The following is an 18,554-nucleotide window of genomic DNA, read 5'->3' on the forward strand; positions in this document are numbered from 1 at the left end:
GACGCTTCGCTTAGCCGCCCTACAGGGTTAGCTAGCCGAACAGCGGCGGCTCGTAATCGACGGCCATGAAGGTCAGCCCGTCCGGCGGGGCGGTGGGGCCGCCGGCGGCCCGGGCGCGGGCGGCTAATGCCTCCGCCACACGGGTCGGCGGCCAGCTTCCATCCCCCACGAGCTTGAGCGTGCCGACGATGTTGCGAATCTGGTGGTGCAGGAAACTGCGCGCCTCGGCCTCAATCACCACATGCTCACCCTCGCGCCGAACCTCCAGCCGTTCCAGCGTGCGGATCGGTGACTTCGCTTGGCAACTGCCCGCCCGGAAGGTCGTGAAGTCGTGCCGCCCGAGCAGATGGGTCGCGCCTTCTGCCATCGCTACCGCATCCAGCGCATGCGGCAATTGCCACACGCGGCCGGCTTCCAGCGCCGGTCGGGCGCGGCGATTGAGGATGACGTAGCGATAGTGGCGGCGGATGGCCGTGAAACGCGGGTGCCAGCCCTCGGGCGCGATCCGCGCCTCGATCACTGCGAGGGCGTATTGCTTGGTGTAGAAGTTGAGCGCCTCGCGCACCCGCAGCGGATCGAACGAACCGGGCAGGTCGATCATTGCGACCTGACCCGCCGCGTGAACGCCAGAATCCGTCCGCCCCGCGCCCGTGCAGGCGACGGGCGCGCCTTGGGCGAGATGCGAGGCCGCTTCCTCCAAAGCCTGCTGCACCGACATGCCGTTCTTCTGGCGCTGCCAGCCCACGAAGCCGCCGCCGTCATATTCGACGAGCAGCGCGTAGCGAGTCGTCGTCACGTCGTGCCGAGGACGGTGCCCACCGGCACCGCAAAGCCGCGCAGGAAATCGCCCGCGATGACGGGGCCGCGCCCGGCGCGTTGCAGGCGCAGGATACGCAAGGCGCCGTCTCCGGTCGCAATCGTCAGCCTGTCGTCCAGCACCGTGCCCGGCTCGCCCATGCCGACGCTGATCTCGGCCTCCAGCATCTTCAGCACATCGGTGCCGAGGGTCGTGAAGGCGCCGGGCCAGGGATCGAAGGCGCGCGTCTGTCGCTCGATCCGCTGGGCGGTCTGGGTCCAGTCGATGCGGCCGTCCGCGCGGGTGAGGCGCGGGGCATAGGTGCTGCCCTCGTCCGGTTGCGGCACTGCCGGCGGATCTTCCGCCAGGGCGCGGAGAATGAGCCGACCGCCGAGGGCTGCCAGGGCGTCATGCATCTCCCCCAACCGCGCCTTGGGCCCGATGGGGAGCGCTTCGCGCAGCAGCATGGGTCCGGTGTCGAGGCCCGCATCCATGCGCATGATGGTGATGCCGGTTTCCGCATCGCCTGCCAGGATCGCGGCATGGATCGGCGCCGCGCCGCGCCAGCGCGGCAGCAGGCTCGCATGGATATTGATGCAGCCCCGGCGCGGTGCCTCTAGCCAATCCCGCGGCAGGATCAGGCCGTAAGCCGCGACGACGGCGGCATCGAGATCGAGGGCGCGGAAGCTGTCCAGCTCGGCGGCATTGCCGCGTAGCTTGGCCGGATGATGGACGGCAATGCCCAGGCGATCCGCCGCGCGATGCGCCGGGCAGGCTTGCAGCGCCTGTCCGCGCCCCGAGGGTCGCGGCGGCTGGCAATAGACGGCGCGCATCTCATGGCCCGCCGCCACCAGCGCTTCGAGCGCCGGTACCGCGAAGTCCGGGCTGCCCATGAAGGCGAGTTTCATCGGCGTCAGCAATCGTAGGGCGGAAGAGCGGGGCGTATTCCGCCATGAGACGATGGGGTTATCACCATCGCCGTCAGCCGGCCCGCTTGAGTCGCTGTTCCTTGACCATCTTGCGCAGGATCATGTTGCGCTTGAGCGCTGAGAGGTGATCGACGAACAGCACCCCGTCCAGATGGTCGATCTCATGTTGAAGGCAGGTCGCGAGCAGCCCATCGGCGTCGAGCGTCCGTGGCTTGCCGTCGATATCCTCATAGGACACGGTGATCTTCTCCGGCCGCGTCACCTCGGCGTAATGGCCGGGCAGGGACAGGCAGCCTTCCTCCCGCGTCGCTTCCTCACGGCTCATGCGCTCGATCTTCGGATTGATCAGCGTGATCGGCTCAGGCTTGCCGTCCGCCATCAGGTCGATCACCGCAAACCGCAGGTCGCTGCCGACCTGTGGCGCGGCGAGGCCGATGCCGGGCGCCGCATACATCGTCGCCATCATCTGCGGCAGCAGGGCGGCGATGGTCGCGCGGTCCCGCTCCGTCACGCGGCGGGTCTTCGCCTTCAGGCGTGCGTCGGGCGCGAGGATAATCGGCAGCGTGACTGATTTCGGGGCGGTCATCCGGCCGATTTAGCCGGTGCCTTGCTGTGGATCAACGCATGCGATGCAGAAGCGTCCCAGAAGCGGGGCTGAGGGGCCGGCCGCTTGCAACATACGGGCGTGAGACCCACTATACTGTCAGCGAGTGCCGCTTTTGGGCTCGTTCATGCTTCGCTCTACGAAGAGGAGGCTTCTGCGTATGACGACTCGCGTCTTTACCTCGCCGCTGTTCCTGGGTTTCGACCATCTGGAGCAGATTCTGGAACGGGCCTCCAAAACCCAGTCCGAGGGGTATCCCCCCTATAATATCGAACAGACCGGTCCATCCGGCCTGCGGATCAGCTTGGCCGTGGCTGGGTTCAGCATGGAAGAGCTTCAGATCACCCATGAGGATAACCAGTTGGTCATCCGGGGGCGTCAAAGCGAAGACACCCAAGGACGCACCTTCCTCTACCGCGGGATCGCATCGCGCCAGTTCCAGCGTGCCTTCGTTCTCGCCGAAGGGATCGAGATCAAGGGCGCTTGGCTGAATAACGGTTTGCTCCATATCGATCTGATCCGTCCGCAGCCGGAAAGCCGGGTGCGCACGATCCCGATCGACACTGTCGCCAAGTCGGGCGGTGTGAGTGCGGCCGTGCCGCCCCGACCCCGCCGGGATGTGCGGGAAGTGGCCGAGGTGCGGCACGATGCCGGCCCTCAGGTCGGAATAGCCAGGATCGTTGGCGAACAGTGACGATCTGCTGCGCCTGGGTGGGCCGATGCGCCGCCCGTTGAGAAAAGGACGACACAGGATGCGTAACTGGAATGGCGACGGCGAGGACGAGTCCACGGATACGGTCCGTATTCTCGACATCCGCCAGATCACGACCGATCAGCTTGCCCAGCTCGGCGTGTCTCAATTGGCCTATATCAAGCCCGTCACCGTCGGCGGAGAGGACGTCTTCGCCATTCATGCGGCGGACGGCACGCCCATGGCGGTGGCCCCGAATCGTGATCTCGCCTGGGGTGCGATCCTGGAGCACGAGATGGTGCCGGCTTTCGTCAACTAAACCGGGTGCGGGTTTCGCTTTCGTCCGACTCGCGACATCGGGCATGTCTCGCTGATGGCTAAATCGACCTCCCGCTACGTGTGCCAAAGCTGCGGTGCGGTTCATCCCAAATGGGGTGGCCGCTGCGAAAGCTGTGGCGCCTGGAATAGCATCGTCGAAGAGGTTCTGCCGGCGACGACCGGCGCCCGCGCGCCCGCGCAATCGGGCCGGCGGATCACGCTGTTCGGACTCGAGGGCGCCTCGGAGCCCCCGCCGCGCCGGCAGACCGGCTTGCCGGAACTGGACCGTGTGCTCGGTGGCGGCTTGGTGGCAGCCTCTGCCATTCTGGTCGGCGGTGATCCCGGCATCGGCAAATCCACCCTCATGCTCCAGGCGGCCGCGAGCCTGGCGCGCGCCGGTGGCCGCGCCGTCTATGTCTCCGGCGAAGAATCGATTGATCAATTGCGCATGCGCGCTCGCCGGCTCGGCCTCGCGGATGCGCCGGTGGAGTTGGCCGCCGCGACCGGCGTGCAGGATATCGCCGCGACCATGCAGGCCGCCGGGCGAGGCGAGGGGCGGCCGGTGTCCCTCCTCGTCATCGATTCGATCCAGACCATGGTGCATGACGGCCTGGATTCCGCGCCCGGCACGGTGGCGCAGGTGCGGGCCTGCGCACTGGAACTCATCCGCCTCGCCAAGACTGAGGGTTTCGCGCTGGTCCTGGTCGGGCATGTGACGAAGGACGGCGCGCTCGCAGGCCCCCGCGTCATGGAGCACATGGTCGATGCCGTGCTCTATTTCGAAGGCGATCGCGGCCACCAATTCCGCATTCTGCGCGGCGTCAAAAACCGCTTCGGCGCGACCGACGAAATCGGCGTCTTCGAGATGACCGAGCAGGGCCTGGCTGAGGTCGCGAACCCCTCTGCCCTGTTCCTGGCCGAGCGGCGCGGCAATATCGCGGGCAGCGCCGTTTTCGCGGGCATCGAGGGCACGCGGCCGGTGCTGATGGAAATCCAGGCGCTGCTTTCGCCCAATCCCGGCGGCTCCCCGCGTCGTTCCGTGCTGGGCTGGGACGGTGGCCGGCTCGGTATGCTGCTCGCCGTGTTGGAAAGCCGAGGCGGGCTGCGCCTTGCCCAGCAGGACGTTTATCTGAATGTCGCCGGCGGCTTGCGCATCACCGAGCCTGCCGCCGATCTGGCGGTCGCCGCCGCCATCGCGTCCGCCGCCGCCGGCCAGCCGACCGACCCCAGCCTCGCCTTCTTCGGTGAAATCGGCCTGTCCGGCGAAGTGCGGCAGGTCGCGCAGGCCGAGTTGCGGCTGAAGGAAATGGCCAAGCTCGGCTTCACTGCCGCCGCCATGCCGCGTCGCCTCGGCGGTGGCACGCGCCGACCCATCGCGCCGCCGCCCGGTCTGACCCTGGCGGAAATTGGCCATGTGAGCGATCTTCTGGTGCGGTTCCGCGACAAGCCCGAGGCTCCCAAGGCTTCGGCGAGCGCGCGCGGGAAAGCAGTGCCCGCCCTGGAAGGCTCGGAATGACCTGGTTCGATCTCGCCATGCTCGGCGTCCTGGCGGTGTCGGCGCTGCTCGCTTTCTTTCGAGGATTCGTGCGCGAGGTTCTGGGCATCGGCGCCTGGATCGGCGCCATCCTGCTCGGCTTCTGGTTCTTCCCCTTCGTCAGCCCAAAGTTCGAGGGCTGGATCCACGCCAAGGAATTCGCCGATCCGGCGGCCTTCGCGGCGGTCTTCCTGGTGTCGCTGATCGTGCTGTCGGTCATCAGCAGTTGGGCCGGCGCCCTGGTGCGCGGCTCGGCCTTGGGCGGCGTGGACCGCACCCTTGGCCTGGTCTTCGGTCTTGCGCGCGGTGCGGCCGTGCTCATTTTCGCCTATGTCGCGGCCGGACTGGTGACGGTTCCGCAGGACTGGCCCGAGCCGATACGGGATGCACGCTTCCTTCCCTATGTGTATGAAGGCGCCCAACAGGCGGTCACATTGTTACCGGACGGTTACCACCCGCATCTCGCGGCGCCGCCGTCCACGCAGCCGCCCAGCTTGAATGATTTGCTGCAGCCTCAGCCGAAAGGCTCGGCTTTAGCGCCGACTCAAAAGCAGTAGAGACCGCCCATCGCTCACCGCGACGCGGGATCAGGATTTTCGGGGATGCTCATCTGATGGATGTTTACGGCGAGGACCGCCCCGAAGAGCCCGGTGATGACGACAAGATGCACGAGGAATGCGGCGTCTTCGGCGTCTGGCATGCCGTGGACGCGGCGGCGATTACCGCCCTCGGCCTCCATGCCCTGCAGCATCGTGGCCAGGAAGCCACCGGCATCGCGAGTTACGACGGCGAGCGCTTCCATGTTCATAAGGGCCTCGGCCTGGTCGGCGACAATTTCAGCGACGCCAAGATCATCGGCCGGCTGCCAGGTCCGCATGCCATAGGCCACAACCGCTATGCGACCACCGGCGAGACGGTGCTCCGCAACGTCCAGCCTCTGTACGCGGATTTCGAGTTCGGTGGCTTTGCTGTCGGCCATAACGGCAACCTGACCAATGCCCTGGCGCTCCGCCGGCAACTGGTCCGTCGTGGCTGCCTGTTCCAGTCCACCACCGACTCGGAAGTCTTCATCCACCTCATTGCCATAAGCCTGTATTCCACCGTCCTCGATCGCCTCATCGATGCGCTGAAGCAGGTGGTCGGCGCCTATTCCCTGGTCGCCCTGTCGCAAGACGGGCTGATCGGCGTGCGCGACCCGCAGGGGGTGCGCCCGCTGATCCTGGGCAAGCTGCCCCATGCCGATGGGCGGGATGGCTGGGTGCTGGCGAGCGAGACCTGCGCGCTGGAGATCGTCGGCGCTGAATTCGTGCGCGACATTGAGCCGGGTGAGATCGTGGTCATCAACGACCAGGGTGTGCGGAGCATCAAGCCCTTCCACACCACGACCTCGCGCTTCTGCATCTTCGAATACGTCTATTTCGCGCGGCCGGACTCGGTGATGGAGGGGAAGCCCGTCTATGGCGCCCGCAAGGAAATCGGTCGCGCTTTGGCCCGCGAGTCCGGCGTCGAGGCGGATGTCATCGTGCCGGTGCCCGATTCGGGCGTGCCCTCCGCGATGGGCTATGCCGCCGAAAGCGGCATTCCCTATGAGCTGGGCATCATCCGCAACCATTATGTCGGCCGCACCTTCATCGAGCCGACGGACCAGATCCGCAACCTCGGCGTTCGTCTGAAGCATTCCGGCAATCGTGCCGTGCTGGAAGGCAAGCGGGTCATCCTGGTGGACGATTCCATCGTTCGCGGCACGACCAGCCGCAAGATCGTCGAAATGGTCCGCGCCGCCGGCGCGACGGAGGTGCATATGCGCATCTCCTCACCGCCGACGACGCATTCCTGCTTCTACGGCATCGACACGCCGGAGCGCGGCAAGCTGCTCGCCGCCCGGCATGACGTGGCCGAGATGGCGGCGCTGATCGGCGCCGACAGCCTCGCCTTCATTTCCATCGACGGTTTGTATACGGCGTTGGGTAAGGCGAACCGCGATGCAGTGAACCCGCAGTTCTGCGACGCCTGTTTCACAGGCGACTACCCGATCGCACTGCACGATCTGGACGTGGTGTCCGACCGCCAATTGTCGTTCTTGCCGAAGGCCTCGTAGAGAAAACGTAGAGCGGAATGCGCTGCGCTTTTCCGCCCTACACCTGCGCTAGCTCGCTAGCGCCTCGCGCTGCATTTCCAAGGTCATCCACCGCTCTTCCGCTTCCGCGATGTCGGTCTCGACCTTCTTGAGCGCGGCCGTCGTCGCGCCGAAGCGCTTGGGGTCTTTCTTGTAGAGGTCGGGATCGGACAGGAAGCGTTGCAGCTTGGCGATCTCGGCCTGCCATGTCGCGATCTGCTTGGGCAGCTTCTCCAAGGCGTCGATATCCTTGAAGCTCATCTTCTTGGGCTTCGCCGGCGCGCTAGACGTCTTGCCTGAGCCGTTACGGCCCGCAGGCGCGGCACCGCCCACCGTCGCGCGGCCTGGCAGGTCGGACTGCCGCTGCGCCATCATATCCGAATAGCCGCCGGCATATTCCGTCCAGCGCCCATCGCCTTCGGCGGCGAGGGTCGAGGTCACGACACGATCAAGGAAGTCTCGGTCATGGCTGACGAGCAGCACGGTGCCACTATATTCGGTCAGCATCTCCTGCAGCAGATCCAGCGTCTCGAAGTCCAGATCGTTGGTCGGCTCATCGAGCACCAGCAGGTTGGACGGCCGGGCGAGGGCGCAGGCCAGCAGCAACCGGCCACGCTCACCGCCCGACAGCGTGCCCACGGGGGTGCGCGCCTGTTCCGGCTTGAACATGAATTCCTTCATATAGCCGATGACATGGCGGCTCTCCGCGCCGACCTGCACCATGTCGCCATGACCGCCGGTCAGCGTATCCGCCAGGGTGGTGTTGGGGTCGAGCGTCGCGCGCTGCTGGTCCAGCGTCACCATTTCCAGATTGGTGCCGATGCGGATGCTGCCCGTATCGGGCATCTCAGCGCCAGTCAGCAGCTTGAGCAAGGTGGATTTGCCGGCGCCGTTCGGCCCGATGATGCCGAGGCGGTCGCCCCGGATGACCCGCAGATCGAGGCCGCGCACGATCGGCCGGTCATAGGTCTTCGACACGCCCTCGGCCACGAAGACCAGCTTGCCTGAGCCCTCAGCCTCGCTCGCCGCCATCTTATTGCCGGTCGTGACGCCGTTGCGGTCGCGGTATTTCTGGCGGAGGTCGGCGAGTTCCCCCACGCGGCGCACATTGCGCTTGCGCCGGGCCGTGACGCCGTAGCGCATCCAGTCTTCCTCGCGCGCGATCTCGCGGCTGAGCTTGTGATGCTCGGCCTCCTCCTGCGCCAGGATCTCCTCTCGCCAGTCGTCATACCCTTCGAAGCTGCGATCGACCCGGCGCGTCACGCCACGGTCAAGCCATATGAGGGAGCGCGAAAGGGTGTTGAGCAACCGGCGATCATGGCTGATCAGCACCATGCCGGCACGAAGGCGTTGCAGCTCCTTTTCCAGCCACTCGATGGCGGGAAGGTCGAGATGGTTGGTCGGCTCGTCCAGCAGCAGCAGATCGGGCTCCGGCGCCAGGGCACGGGCAAGTGCCGCGCGGCGACCTTCGCCACCAGACAGGTTCAGGGGTGATTCCTCGCCGGTTAGGCCGAGGGCGGAGAGCAGGCTGGCGGCGCGATAGGGGTCGTCCCCCGGCCCCATGCCATCTTCGACATAGGCGAGGGTGGTCTTGAAGCCGGACAGGTCAGGCTCCTGCGGCAGGTAGCGGATGGTGGCGCCGGGCTGGATGAAGCGCGTGCCGCCATCGATCTGCATCAGGCCGGCCGCGATCTTCAGCAGCGTGGACTTGCCCGAGCCGTTGCGGCCAATGAGGCAGATGCGGTCGCCTGCGCCGACATTCAGCTCCGCCCCGTCGAGCAGCGCCGTGGTGCCGAGGTTGATGCGGATATTCTGGAGAGAAAGCAAAGGTGGGGCCATGGGCGGGTTGTGACCGATCGCATACCCTGTCCGCAACCCACATTGCTTGACAGGCAGAACCCTTTCCGCGACATCCCGCACGCTCTCAAGGATTCGGCAGTACATGACTCAGCGTAAGTCTGGTGGCTGGGGTGATAGCCTCAAAACGGTCATCTACGCCGCCCTGATCGCCATCTTTATCCGAACCTTCCTCTACGAACCGTTCAATATCCCGTCCGGCAGCATGATCCCGACGCTGCTGGTGGGTGATTACCTGTTCGTCTCGAAATTCAGCTACGGCTATTCGAATTACTCGCTGCCGCTGTCGCCGAACCTGTTCTCCGGCCGGATTTTCGGCAGCCTGCCGCAGCGTGGCGATGTCGCGGTCTTCCGCCTGCCGCGCGACCCGAGCATCGACTATATCAAGCGCATCGTGGGCCTGCCGGGCGACACCATCCAGATGAAGGCCGGTCATCTGTACATCAATGACAAGGAACTGCCGCGCGATCCCGACGGCACCTATACCGCCGAGGGCGACGGGCCGCCGATGGTGCTGACGCAGTATCAGGAAACGATGCCGGACGGCCTGAAGCACCCGATCCTCAAGGCGTCGGATGACGGGCCGCTGGACAATACCGACGTCTATCACGTGCCGCCCGGCTATGTGTTCGGCATGGGTGACAACCGCGACGACAGCCTCGACTCCCGTGTCCTCGATGCGGTCGGATATATTCCGGTCGCGAATTTGGTCGGCCATGCGGAAATTATCTTTTTCTCGATTGATGCGCGCTATCCTTGGTGGGAGGTGTGGGAATGGCCGTTCGAGATCCGTTGGAATCGCCTTCTGCAATCGGTGCATTGACCGCCCCTCTGGGTATGGCTCTGGCGCCGTCCGGCGCCGATACGGCGGCGTCTGACGTTGAGCGCATCCTCGGCCATCAGTTCCGCAATCAGCGCCTGCTTGAGGAGGCGCTGACCCATCGTTCCGCCGCTGGTGCCGGTCGCGGCTCGAATGAGCGGCTGGAATTCGTGGGTGATCGCGTCCTTGGCCTCGCCGTCGCGGTCTGGCTCGCCGAGCATTATCCGCGTGAGCAGGAGGGCGCCCTCGGTCGCCGCCTCGCGCATCTCGTGTCCCAACCCGTCCTTGCCAGCATCGCCGAAGAACTCGGCCTGCCGGCCTTGCTGTCCGTCGCACCCGGTGAGGCACGCGCCGGTGTGCGCCTGCGCGCCTCGGTGCTGGCCGACGCGGTTGAGGCGCTGCTCGGCGCGATGTTCCTCGACGGCGGGCTTGAGCCTGTGCAGCGCTTCGTGCGCGCGAAATTCGGCGTGACGATGCTGGCCGAGGCTGAGCCGCCCAAGGATGCCAAGACCGCCTTGCAGGAATGGGGTCAGGCGCGCGGCATGGGCTTGCCCGTTTATGACATCGAATCCCAGGCCGGCCCGTCCCACGCGCCGCTTTTCGTCGTGCGCGTCCGCATCGGCGGAGAAGTCGGGCTTGGCCAGGCCGGCACGCGCCGCGCGGCCGAGCAGGCTGCGGCCCGCGCCCTCCTCACACGATTGAACGTCTCATGACCGAAACCACCCCCACCCGCTGCGGATTCGTCGCCATCATCGGTGCGCCGAATGCTGGAAAGTCCACGCTTCTGAACCGCGTGGCGGGCGTGAAGCTGTCCATTGTCAGCCCCAAGGCGCAGACGACGCGCTTCCGCATCATGGGCGTGCTGATGCGCGGCACGTCCCAAATCCTGCTGGTCGATACGCCGGGCATCTTCCAGCCCAAGCGCCGGCTGGACCGCGCCATGGTCGCGGCCGCCTGGACCGGCATGCAGGACGCCGATCTCACGGTGCTGCTGGTCGATGCCAAGGCCGGCGTGTCTGATCTCACGGATGCCATCATCACCAAGCTCGCCAAGGCGCATCGCGAGGTGTGGCTGGTGCTGAACAAGATCGACCTGGTCGAGCCCGCGCGCCTGCTGCCGCTGATCGCCAAGATTAACGATCGCCTCACCTGCACCCAGACCTTCATGGTCAGCGCCACGACCGGGGAGGGTGTGGCCGAGCTGCGCGATGCCTTGGCCGAGGCGGTGCCCGAGGGGCCGCATCTTTACCCCGACGACGACCTGACCGATCTGCCGGACCGGCTGCTGGCGGCCGAGATCGTGCGCGAGCAGATCCTGCTCCAGACGCATCAGGAAGTGCCGCATGAGACGACGGTCGAGACCGAGAGCTTTCAGGAGCGGAAAGACGGCTCGGTGCGGATCGACGCCAATGTCACGGTGTCGCGCGCCGGCCATAAGGCGATCCTGATCGGCGCCGGCGGGGCGCGCATCAAGGAAATCGGCGCCCGCGCGCGGCTGGAACTGACCAAGCTGTTCGACCGCAAGGTGCATCTGTTCCTGACGGTCAAGGAACGCGCGAATTGGGACGAGAAGACCCAGCATCTTCGCGCGCTGGGATTGGACGATTAAGTTGGACGGCGGATAGCGCTTCGCTCATCCGCCAAACCTCGGATGGCGCGAAATCCCCATGAGCCGCATTGCCTATGTGAATGGCCGCTACCTTCCCCTGGCCGAGGCGGCCGTCAGCGCCGAGGATCGCGGCTTCCAATTCGGTGACGGGGTCTATGAGGTCGTCCACCTCCATCGTGGCCGCTTTACCGATGAGGACCGGCATCTCGCCCGCTTGGACCGCTCGCTCGGCGAGTTGCGCATCCCCTGGCCGATCGGCCGTGCCGTTCTGCCCGGCGTGATCCGGGAGGTGGTGTCCCGCAACCGCCTCCGCGCCAATGGCCTCATCTATATCCAGGTCACCCGTGGCGCCGCCCGCCGCGAACATTATTTCCCGGCCGCGATCAGCCCGACCCTGGTGGTCATGGCCCGCGCCCTGCCGGCCTATCCCAAGGATGTCGATGCCTGGGCCACCGGCATCATCACCGGGCCGGACCAGCGTTGGGCGCGCCGCGACATCAAATCGGTCAATCTGCTGGCGAATGTCCTCGCCAAGCAGGCCGCGAAGGAGGCCGGCGCCTTCGAGATGGCGCTGGTCGATGGCGATGGCATGATCACGGAATGCGCCTCCTCCAATCTCTGGATCGTGGATGAGGTGGGTGTCCTGCGCACGCGGGCGCTTGGCCACGAGATCCTGCCCGGCTGCACGCGCGCGGCGCTTGCGGATATGCTGGCGCCGGAGCGGATCACGCTCGCCGAACGCGCCTTCAGCCTGGACGAGTTGCTGCGAGCGCGCGAAGTGTTTCTGACGAGCGCCACCAGCTTCGTGCGGCCCGTGATCAAGATCAACGGCGCGGCGGTCGCCGATGGTAAGGTGGGCGACATCACCCGCCGGCTCTTTGCCGCCTTTTCCCGCCACGTGCAGGGCGATCTTTCGAACGCCGCCTGAAAGGACATCACCATGAGCACCCTCCGCCGCTCGATCATGCTGGCCAGCCGCCCCAAGGGCGCGCCGTCGCCCGAGAACTTCTCGCTTGAGGAGGATGTCATGCCGGAGCCGGGTGAGGGCGAGGTGCTGACCCGCACCCTGTGGCTGTCCCTCGACCCCTATATGCGCGGCCGGATGAGCGACGCCGCCTCTTACGCCACACCGATCGCGGTCGGCGCGGCGATGATGGGCGAGACTGTGGGGGAGGTGGTCGCCTCGCGCGATCCGCGTTTCGCGCCGGGCCAGATCGTGGTCGGCGCCTGGGGCTGGCAGAGCCATATCGTGACGCCCGGTGACAAGCTCGTCGTCGTCCCGCCGGGGGCGCCGTCCTGCGCCTATCTCGGTGTGCTCGGCATGCCAGGGACCACCGCCTATGTCGGCATGAAGGATATCGGCAAGCCGAAGGCGGGGGAGACGGTGGTGATTTCGGCGGCCTCCGGCGCGGTCGGCTCGGTCGCCGGGCAACTCGCCAAACGGGCTGGCGCGCGGGTCGTCGGTATCGCAGGAAACTCCGACAAGTCTTTGTTCGTGCAGGATACCCTTGGCTTTGATGATTGCATCGATCATCGCGATGTGATGGATTTGTCGGGCGCCTTGAAGGACGCGTGCCCGAACGGCATCGACGTCTATTTCGAGAATGTTGGCGGCGATCTGCAGCAGGCGGTGTTCCCGCTCATGAACGATTTCGGGCGCATCATCATGTGCGGCATGGTGGCCGAGTATAACGACACCAAGCCGCGTCCCGGCCCGAACCTGATGGCCGTGGTGCGCAAGCGCCTGCATATCCAGGGCTTCATCGTCAGTGACAAACCGGAGCATTTCGCCGAGTGGCGCGCCCTCGCGGCGCCTTGGATTGCCGAAGGCTCATTGCGGTACCGTGAACATGTCGTGGATGGGCTGGAGAATGCGCCGGGGGCCTTCATTGACCTGCTGCGGGGGCATAACTTCGGCAAGCTGGTGATCCGTGTCGCCGAACCCACCAAAGGGGCCTGACATCATGAGTGCCGAGAGGAGTTCACAGGACCGCGCGAAGCAGGCGGCGGCCGATGCGGCGGCGGATCTCGTCCAGAACGGCATGCTGGTGGGCCTGGGTTCGGGTACGACCTTGCGGATGTTCGTCCGCAGCCTCGGCCTGCGCGTCAGCCAAGGGCTGACGATGACGGGGGTCTCGACCTCAGAATCCACGCGCGCACTTGCGATCGAGCTTGGCATCCCGGTCGCGGATTTGGATGACGTGGGCGAATTGGACGTCGCGATCGACGGCGCGGACGAGATCGATCCCGCCGGGCAGATGATCAAGGGCGGCGGCGGCAATCTGTTGTGGGAGAAGATGGTGGCGACGGCGGCGAAAAGCTTCGTCGCGGTCATCGACGGCAGCAAGACCGTGGCGCAACTCGGCCGCTTTCCCTTGCCGGTCGAGGTTGTGCGCTTCGGCTGGCGTTCGACCGCGCGGCAAATCCGGGGCTTGTTCGTCGAGAGCGGCTATTTGGATGTCGCCATCACCCTGCGTGGCGGTGAGGCGGCGCCCTTCGTGACCGATAGCGGCCATTTCATTCTGGATTGCCAGCTGGACGCCATCACGCATCCCGAGGCGCTGGCCATCGGTCTGGATAGCATTGCGGGCGTGGTCGAAAACGGCTTGTTCATTAACATCGCCCGTTCGGCGATCATCGGCCGGCCGGATGGATCCGTGGAGCGGATTTCGTACGAGGGGTAGGGCGGCGTCCCGGCACCGCGAGGGGTGGGTCCCCGGATCAAGTCCGGGGATGAGATTTTTTAAACCGACACCGTCCTTCTTGCCACCTCCGCCCGCACGATGGGGGCGACGCGGGTGCCGAACAGTTCGATGGCGCGCATGATCTTGGCATGGGGCATCGGTCCGATGCTGATTTGCAGCAAAAACCGCTGATGGCGGAAGATCGCGTGCTGGAACAGGATCTTCTCCGCGACCTCCTCCGGCGTGCCGACCAGCAGGGCGCCGCGCGGGCCGCGCATCTCGTCATACTGCGCCCGTGTCATCGGCGGCCAGCCGCGCTCGGCGCCGATGCGGTTCATGACCCCCGAGAGCGGTGGGTAGAACAGCTCCACCGCCGCCTCCGTCGTGTCGGCAATGAAACCGTGGCTGTTGATGCCGATCGCGAGGCCGGAGGGATCGTGGCCGGCACGGATGGCCTGGTCTCGGTAATAGTCGAGCAGTGAGGCGAACCGCGCGGGCTCACCGCCGATGATCGCCACCGCCATCGGCAGGCCGAGCTTCGCGGCCCGCGCCGCCGAAGCTGGCGTGCCGCCGACCGCGACCCAGATCGGCAGCAGCGCCCGATCGGGCCGAGGATAGACCGGCTGATCGTTCAATGCTGCCCGATGGCGGCCTGACCACGTGACGCGGTCGGAGGCGCGCAGCTTCAGCAGCAGGTCGAGCTTTTCGGTGAACAGGTCGTCGTAATCATCGAGGTCGTAGCCGAAGAGCGGGAAGGATTCGATGAAGGAGCCGCGCCCCGCCATGATCTCGGCGCGACCGCCGGACAGCAGGTCGAGGGTCGCGAAATCCTGGAAGACCCGCACCGGATCATCCGAACTCAGCACCGTCACCGCGCTGGTTAGTGTGATGCGTTTGGTGCGCGATGCGGCGGCGGCGAGCACGACGGCGGGGGAGGAGATGGCGTAGTCGGACCTGTGGTGCTCGCCGAGGCCGAAGACGTCGAGCCCGACTTCGTCGGCCAGCGCGATCTCCTCGATCAGGTCTCGCAGACGCTCCCCGGCATTGAGGGCGCGGCCGGTGGCGGGATCGACCGTGGTCTCCCCAAAGGTATAGACGCCGAGTTGCATCAGACGAACGCCTCGCTCTCTACCACCCGTCATCCACGGGCTTGACCCCCAAGCGGGGCGCCCATGGGCCCGCGCATCAAGTGTGCGGGTGACGCGTGTACTGTGTGAATGACGGTCGTCCCATGGGAATCAGACGAACCCCTCCGTCGTCATGAACGCGATGAGGTCCGTCATGTTCTGCTGCAAGCGGACAAAACCCCCATTCGGTTCGATCCGCCGCTCGTCCATATACAGGCCGCGCGCAATTTCGATCTGCAGGGCGTGAACGTTCTCACGCGGGCGGCCGTATTGGCGCGTAACATAGCCGCCGGCATAGGGGTCGTTGCGCTTCACGCTATAGCCCAGGCGGCGCAGGCAGGTTTCCGTCTTGCTCACGATCTCGGCGCCGCAGGCGGTGCCATGGGCGTCGCCGAGCACGAAATCAACGCCGGTCAACTGCCCGACCGAGGGCATGGAGTGGCAGTCGATCAGCAGGCAGACGCCGAATCGGGCGACGGTCGCCTGAATGGTCGCACGTAAGGCGGCGTGATACGGCTCCCAACAACGGCGCACCCGGTCCTCCGCCTCCGCGAAGCGGAGTTTATGGGCGTAGATGGCCTCCCCCGAGGCGACGATGCGCGGAATAGTGCCGAGGCCGGCGCCAATGCGGGGGCTGCTGGTATTGACCCAAGGCGGCAGCGCATCCTCGAACATGCCAGGGTCGAGTTCCCAGGCCTCCCGGTTCACATCGCAATAGGCGCGCGGAAACGTCGCTTTCAGGAAAGGCGCGCCATAGTGCGGAGCGGCGGCGAACAGCCGGTCCACGAAGCAGTCTTCGCTGCGACGCAGGGCATGCGGCTCCAGCCGCGCCTCAGCCAGGAAGGCGCTGGTGTAATCTGCGCCGGAATGGGGGGAGGCGAAGATCACCGGCGCCGTCTGCTGCAACGGCGCGACGAGGCTCAACGGCGGGGAAACTTCATGGACATCCATGACGGATATTGAAGCGCCGACAGCCGCCGCTGTCATGCGGCAATCGCTGTCGCAATGCGTGCCGCGAGCTGCACGTTGTTGCGAACGAGGGCGATGTTGGCCGTCAGGCTCGCGCCATCGCTCAGCGTCAGCAGCCGGGACAACAGAAACGGCGTCACAGCCTTGCCCTCGATCCCGGCCTCGCGCGCATCCGCCAGCGCCTGCTCGACCAGCAGCGCCATCCGGTCGTAGGGAATTTCGTCCGCGGCGGGGATCGGGTTGGTGACGAGCACGCCGCCGCCGAGGCCAAGCGCTTGGCGGGCAGCCATCAGCCGGGCAATCTCCTCGGGCGAGTCCAGGCGCAGCGGCACCCGCCACGGGCTCTCGCGGCTCCAGAAGGCGGGCAGGCGGTCGGTGCCGAAGCCCACCACGGGCACGCCGCGCGTTTCGAGGTATTCCAGCGTGCGCGGCAGATCGAGAATCGCCTTGGCGCCGGCGCAGACCACCGTCACCGTCGTGCGGCATAGCTCCTCAAGATCGGCGGAGACGTCCATGCTGGCCTCGCCGCCACGATGCACCCCGCCGATGCCACCCGTCGCGAAGACCGCGATTCCGGTCAGGGCCGCGCAGATCATGGTGGCCGATACGGTGGTGCCGCCGGTGCGGCCCATGGCGACCGCAAAGCCCAAATCGGCGCGGCTGAGCTTCATAGGCGCCGAGGCTTTCGCCAGCGCCGTGAGCTGGTCGGGCGACATCCCGACGAGAATGGCACCGTCCAGCACGGCGATCGTTGCAGGAACCACTTTATGGTCGCGGCAATCCTGTTCAACCTGCCGTGCCATGGCCATGTTGTCAGGATAGGGCATGCCATGGGTGATAATGGTCGATTCCAGCGCCACCACAGGCCGTCCGGCCCGCAACGCTTCCGCGACGTCCTCGGACAGCGTAAGGGGAGGCTGAGACGTCGTGGTTGGTCTGTGCGAAGTGCCGATCATAGGTTACAGGACCATGACGCCACGGCGCGTCAAGTCCCGTCTGGGTGCATCTGTGCCGCAGGACATCGCGTAAGAGTTTAAGAGTGACCGGCGCGGCTTGCCGCGCGCATCGGGAATGGAATGATGAAGGCGCTGAATGCTATCCGGATGGGCGGAGTTGACGTGCTCCCCATCGTCGAGGGCGGAAAAGGTGTCGCCGTATCCGATGGGCTGACCTGTGGCCATTGGGCCGCAGGCGGTGGCGTGGGCACGTTCAGTGCCGTCAACGCCGACAGCTACGATGCTCTGGGACAGCGCATTCCCCAGATCTATCACGGCCGCACGCGGCGCGATCGGCATGAGGAATTGGTGGATTATGCGATCCGGGGCGGCATCGCCCAGGCGCAGCAGGCCCATGACATCAACGGCGGCGCAGGCCGCATCCACGCCAATATCCTGTGGGAGATGGGCGGGGCGGAGCGGGTGATCACCGGGGTCCTGGAAGGCGCCAAGGGGCTGATCAACGGCCTGACCTGCGGCGCCGGCATGCCGTATCGCCTGTCCGATATCGCCATGAAATTCGGCGTCCACTACTACCCCATCGTGTCCTCCGCGCGCGCCTTCAGTGCCTTGTGGAAGCGCGCCTATCACAAGGCGTCGAACCTGCTCGGCGGCGTCGTCTATGAAGACCCCTGGCTGGCCGGCGGCCATAACGGCCTGTCCAACAGCGAAGATCCGGCCCGGCCGGAAGACCCGTTCCCGCGCGTCCTGGCGTTGCGCAAGCAGATGCGCGACTTCGGCCTTGGCGACACGCCCATCATCATGGCTGGCGGCGTCTGGTGGCTGGAGGAGTGGGAGGATTGGATCGACAATCCCGAACTCGGGCCCATCGCCTTTCAGTTCGGCACGCGTCCGCTGCTGACGCATGAAAGCCCGATTGGGGATAGCTGGAAGCAGAAGCTGCTGACGCTGAAGAAGGGGGATGTGTTCCTCAACCGTTTCAGCCCGACTGGCTTCTATTCCAGTGCCGTCAATAACGGCTTCATCCAGGAACTGCGCGGCCGCAGCGACCGTCAGGTTGCCTATACGACCGAGGTCGTGGGCGATCATACGGCTGAGTTTGGCGTCGGCCCGCGTAAGCGCATCGTGTATTTGACCAAGCCTGATCTGGTGCGCGTGCGCCAATGGCTCGTCCAAGGCTTTACCGAGGCGCTGCGGACCCCCGATACCACACTGATCTTCGTGACGCCGGAAAGCGCCGCGCAGATCTACCAGGACCAGGTCGATTGCATGGGCTGCCTCAGCCAATGCCGCTTCTCGAACTGGAGCCAGGAAGCGCCTGACTATTCCAACGGCAAGAAGGCCGATCCGCGCAGCTTCTGCATTCAGAAGACCTTGCAGACCATTGGGCATGAGACGGCGGGCGAGAAGTCGCCCGAGGACAACCTCATGTTCAGCGGCCATAACGGATTCCGCTTCGCGCTTGATCCCTTCTATTCCAATGGCTTCATCCCGACGGTGCGGCAGCTTTTCGAGCGGATCACCACAGGTCGGTAACTGTCGCT

At 65.8% G+C, this 18,554-nt stretch carries 19 protein-coding genes; 12 read left to right on the plus strand and 7 right to left on the minus strand.

Annotated elements, in window-relative coordinates; genetic code table 11:
• Positions 1 to 31 precede the first annotated feature (31 nt).
• The 3 genes from truA to def all read right to left on the minus strand — a co-directional run bounded on the left by truA (position 32) and on the right by def (position 2,311).
• Complete coding sequence (truA, locus tag QP803_RS06750) at positions 32 to 796, minus strand: tRNA pseudouridine(38-40) synthase TruA (protein ID WP_284947021.1); 765 nt, start codon at positions 794 to 796, stop codon at positions 32 to 34.
• Positions 793 to 1,704 carry a methionyl-tRNA formyltransferase gene (gene fmt, locus QP803_RS06755; protein ID WP_284947022.1) on the minus strand — a complete coding sequence of 304 codons (912 nt, stop codon included), beginning with the start codon at positions 1,702 to 1,704 and terminating at the stop codon, positions 793 to 795. The genes truA and fmt overlap by 4 nt, the downstream gene beginning before the upstream one ends.
• Before the next feature lie 73 nt (positions 1,705 to 1,777).
• Positions 1,778 to 2,311, minus strand: coding sequence for a peptide deformylase (gene def / locus QP803_RS06760; RefSeq protein ID WP_284947023.1), 534 nt, complete (start codon positions 2,309 to 2,311; stop codon positions 1,778 to 1,780).
• Positions 2,312 to 2,489: 178 nt separating this feature from the next.
• Here def and QP803_RS06765 point away from each other — a divergent pair, with 178 nt between their 5' ends.
• Genes QP803_RS06765 through purF form a run of 5 tightly spaced genes read left to right on the plus strand, consistent with a single transcriptional unit; the run spans position 2,490 to position 6,970 of the window.
• Complete coding sequence (locus tag QP803_RS06765) at positions 2,490 to 3,023, plus strand: Hsp20 family protein (protein WP_284947024.1); 534 nt, start codon at positions 2,490 to 2,492, stop codon at positions 3,021 to 3,023.
• A 58-nt stretch (positions 3,024 to 3,081) separates the two neighbouring features.
• Positions 3,082 to 3,339 (plus strand): DUF1150 family protein, encoded by a 258-nt coding sequence (locus tag QP803_RS06770; protein ID WP_284947025.1) that lies wholly within the window; start codon positions 3,082 to 3,084, stop codon positions 3,337 to 3,339.
• Between the two features lie 54 nt (positions 3,340 to 3,393).
• Complete coding sequence (radA, locus tag QP803_RS06775; protein ID WP_284947026.1) at positions 3,394 to 4,854, plus strand: DNA repair protein RadA; 1,461 nt, start codon at positions 3,394 to 3,396, stop codon at positions 4,852 to 4,854.
• Positions 4,851 to 5,429, plus strand: coding sequence for a CvpA family protein (locus QP803_RS06780; protein ID WP_284947027.1), 579 nt, complete (start codon positions 4,851 to 4,853; stop codon positions 5,427 to 5,429). The genes radA and QP803_RS06780 overlap by 4 nt, the downstream gene beginning before the upstream one ends.
• A 56-nt stretch (positions 5,430 to 5,485) precedes the next feature.
• Positions 5,486 to 6,970: an amidophosphoribosyltransferase gene (gene purF, locus QP803_RS06785; protein WP_284947028.1), complete on the plus strand. Its 1,485-nt coding sequence runs from the start codon at positions 5,486 to 5,488 to the stop codon at positions 6,968 to 6,970.
• 48 nt (positions 6,971 to 7,018) lie between these two features.
• Here the strand turns inward: purF and QP803_RS06790 are convergent, their stop codons facing one another.
• On the minus strand, positions 7,019 to 8,827 hold the full coding sequence (locus QP803_RS06790; RefSeq protein WP_284947029.1) for an ABC-F family ATP-binding cassette domain-containing protein: 1,809 nt from the start codon (positions 8,825 to 8,827) through the stop codon (positions 7,019 to 7,021).
• Positions 8,828 to 8,930: 103 nt separating this feature from the next.
• Between QP803_RS06790 and lepB the strand changes: the two genes are divergently transcribed.
• The 6 genes from lepB to rpiA are packed head-to-tail and all read left to right on the plus strand — an operon-like array spanning position 8,931 to position 13,958.
• Entirely contained in the window at positions 8,931 to 9,668 is a 738-nt protein-coding gene (gene lepB / locus QP803_RS06795; protein WP_284947030.1) for a signal peptidase I, read from the plus strand.
• Between the two features lie 14 nt (positions 9,669 to 9,682).
• Complete coding sequence (rnc, locus tag QP803_RS06800) at positions 9,683 to 10,378, plus strand: ribonuclease III (protein ID WP_284947840.1); 696 nt, start codon at positions 9,683 to 9,685, stop codon at positions 10,376 to 10,378.
• The gene (era, locus tag QP803_RS06805) at positions 10,375 to 11,274 is read left to right on the plus strand and encodes a GTPase Era (RefSeq protein WP_284947031.1); all 900 of its coding nucleotides are present in this window, start codon (positions 10,375 to 10,377) and stop codon (positions 11,272 to 11,274) included. The genes rnc and era overlap by 4 nt, the downstream gene beginning before the upstream one ends.
• 58 nt (positions 11,275 to 11,332) lie before the next feature.
• Positions 11,333 to 12,202, plus strand: a complete 870-nt coding sequence (locus QP803_RS06810) for a D-amino-acid transaminase (RefSeq protein ID WP_284947032.1) — start codon at positions 11,333 to 11,335, stop codon at positions 12,200 to 12,202.
• A gap of 12 nt (positions 12,203 to 12,214) precedes the next feature.
• Complete coding sequence (gene curA, locus QP803_RS06815; protein WP_284947033.1) at positions 12,215 to 13,234, plus strand: NADPH-dependent curcumin/dihydrocurcumin reductase; 1,020 nt, start codon at positions 12,215 to 12,217, stop codon at positions 13,232 to 13,234.
• 4 nt (positions 13,235 to 13,238) lie between these two features.
• Positions 13,239 to 13,958 (plus strand): ribose-5-phosphate isomerase RpiA, encoded by a 720-nt coding sequence (gene rpiA / locus QP803_RS06820; protein WP_284947034.1) that lies wholly within the window; start codon positions 13,239 to 13,241, stop codon positions 13,956 to 13,958.
• A gap of 59 nt (positions 13,959 to 14,017) precedes the next feature.
• Here the strand turns inward: rpiA and QP803_RS06825 are convergent, their stop codons facing one another.
• The 3 genes from QP803_RS06825 to QP803_RS06835 form a co-directional block, all read right to left on the minus strand.
• Positions 14,018 to 15,067, minus strand: coding sequence for an LLM class flavin-dependent oxidoreductase (locus QP803_RS06825; protein ID WP_284947035.1), 1,050 nt, complete (start codon positions 15,065 to 15,067; stop codon positions 14,018 to 14,020).
• Positions 15,068 to 15,196: 129 nt separating this feature from the next.
• Positions 15,197 to 16,072: an N-formylglutamate amidohydrolase gene (locus QP803_RS06830; RefSeq protein ID WP_434082893.1), complete on the minus strand. Its 876-nt coding sequence runs from the start codon at positions 16,070 to 16,072 to the stop codon at positions 15,197 to 15,199.
• A complete protein-coding gene (locus tag QP803_RS06835; RefSeq protein WP_284947036.1) occupies positions 16,069 to 17,010 on the minus strand; it encodes a pseudouridine-5'-phosphate glycosidase in 942 nt (313 codons plus the stop codon). Before QP803_RS06835 ends, QP803_RS06830 begins: the two co-directional genes overlap by 4 nt.
• Before the next feature lie 123 nt (positions 17,011 to 17,133).
• Here QP803_RS06835 and QP803_RS06840 point away from each other — a divergent pair, with 123 nt between their 5' ends.
• The gene (locus QP803_RS06840) at positions 17,134 to 18,546 is read left to right on the plus strand and encodes an NAD(P)H-dependent flavin oxidoreductase (RefSeq protein WP_284947842.1); all 1,413 of its coding nucleotides are present in this window, start codon (positions 17,134 to 17,136) and stop codon (positions 18,544 to 18,546) included.
• Positions 18,547 to 18,554 lie beyond the last annotated feature (8 nt).

The sequence above is a fragment of the Acidisoma sp. PAMC 29798 genome, assembly GCF_030252425.1.
Taxonomy (GTDB): Bacteria; Pseudomonadota; Alphaproteobacteria; order Acetobacterales; family Acetobacteraceae; genus Acidisoma; species Acidisoma cladoniae.